Source organism: Levilactobacillus fujinensis (assembly GCF_003946335.1).
GTDB classification, from domain to species: Bacteria; Bacillota; Bacilli; order Lactobacillales; family Lactobacillaceae; genus Levilactobacillus; species Levilactobacillus fujinensis.
In genome coordinates this window covers 1-1,943 of sequence record NZ_RHNX01000088.1, presented here as the reverse complement: position 1 = coordinate 1,943, position 1,943 = coordinate 1, and the positions used below count along the sequence as shown (strand labels likewise).

Sequence of the window (1,943 nt, the reverse complement as noted above, 5' to 3'; positions counted from 1 at the left end):
TCGGCCCATACTAAAAACTCCTCCCTAAGTAAACAAGCTTTAATTATTTGCTTGTCTACCTAAGTAGGAGTATAGCCAGTTGTCTAGCCTCTTTTTTGTCGAATTTAAAGGTTGCATGCAATCAAACCAAATCAATTCTCGACACAGAAGGAGAAGTTACCACCAATGACAACCGAAATATAGCTAGGACGCGCAAAACTACTGGCGACTCTGTGGTTCAAGTTCAGAACAGGCACGCTGCAGTCGAAGGTCAGCCCGTGGTCCGAACCAATCAAGCCAAGATTACCAGCGAATTTTGCGAAATCCCTAGCTCTAATCAAAAGTTAATCTTATACTAGAATGAAGAAGGGGGCGGAACATCAAATGATGAAGAAGAGTTCCGATTGTACTGAGATTTTAGTGGGTAAAGCCGCTAGCATGGACGGTTCCACGATTGTGGCGCGTAACGAGGATGGTTACGGTCCCATCAATCCCATCAAGTTTGTGGTCCACCCAGCAGTAGACCAACAGGGGGCGGCGTTCACGTCTGTCACAACTGGCGTTAACGTGCCATTGCCCGACCACGCCTACCGCTATACGGGGACGCCACAGGCTGACCAGAGTGACGGCCAATATGAAGAAGCCGGCATTAATGAGTTGAACGTTGGCATGAGTGCTACTGAGACGACGGCCACCAACGCCCGCGTGTTGGGTTACGATCCACTCGTCGACGATGGGATCAACGAAGAAGCCATGGTCACCTTGGTTTTGCCATACATTAAGAGTGCTAAAGAAGGGGCCCAACGCTTGGGCGCCCTGATTGAAAAGTATGGGACTGGTGAAAGCAACAGTATTTCCTTTAACGATCACAATGACATCTGGTATTTGGAAACGGCTGGGGGCCATCACTGGGCCGCAATGCGGTTGCCAGAAGACACCTACGCCATCGCGCCGAATCAGACGTTGATGCAAGAGGTCGATTTAAACGACACCGATAATTTTTTGGTCGCCACGGACTTAGTGGACTTCGTTGAGAAGAACCACTTGAATCCAGTACCAGGCACCTTTAACTTCCGCGAAATTTTCGGAACGCACGGTGAAGACGACGCGTACTACAACACGCCTCGGACCTGGTACGGCCAAAAGTTATTTAATCCAGAAATTACGGATCAACAGCCAACCGACCAAGACATGCCGTTTACCCGGAAGTCAGCCAAGAAGCTCGCCATTGAAGACGTGCAATTCTTCCTGTCTTCCCACTACAATGGGACGCCTTACGATCCGTTTGGGACCTTCGCTTCCGGCGACGCTGATGATCAGAAGAAGTATCGGTCGATCGCCATGGACCGGAACCAATGTTCATCGATCTTGCAAATTAGAAACGATGTGCCGGCCGATCATGCAGCAATTCAATGGGTCGCCATGGGCTTCTTCGCCTATGCGCCCTACATGCCGTTCTTTACGAACATCAACGACACGCCAGAAGACTACAAGAACACGACGACCGAAGTTTCTGTCGACAACGTGTACTGGTTGAACAAGACCTTATCCGTTCTGATCGAACCCCATTTCCACGAGTTCGTTGCGACGGTCAATGCTTTCCGTGATGGCTGTCAATCCTACGCGCGCGGTCGGGTTGCGGCTACTGATGACAATATCACCGGTGATGCCACGACTTACCTGACGCAGAGTAACCTGGAAACTGCTGGCGAAATCTCCAAGCGGACCCATGAGTTATTTAACGATTTGGTCAAGCAAGGCCTGTTGTTATCCAAGACAGTTTGGGAAAAGGGTCAAAACCTGTAATCGTTCATGAATGATTCGATTAGTTTTTAGATTAAACGTTTTAAAATCAAGCCAAATCGCATCTAAATAGAGGCTAAAAGGGGCTCTTTGTCAACCGGTGTTGATGGAGGGAATTTCGGAGGTTCAATTCATTTACGAATTGGGCCTCTTTTTTGTAC

1 protein-coding gene is annotated in these 1,943 nt (G+C 48.8%); it reads left to right on the top strand.

What is annotated here, in order from left to right:
- The first annotated feature begins 366 nt into the window (after positions 1-366).
- Positions 367-1,785 carry a C69 family dipeptidase gene (locus EKM89_RS13830; protein WP_125689342.1) on the top strand — a complete coding sequence of 473 codons (1,419 nt, stop codon included), beginning with the start codon at positions 367-369 and terminating at the stop codon, positions 1,783-1,785.
- Positions 1,786-1,943 lie beyond the last annotated feature (158 nt).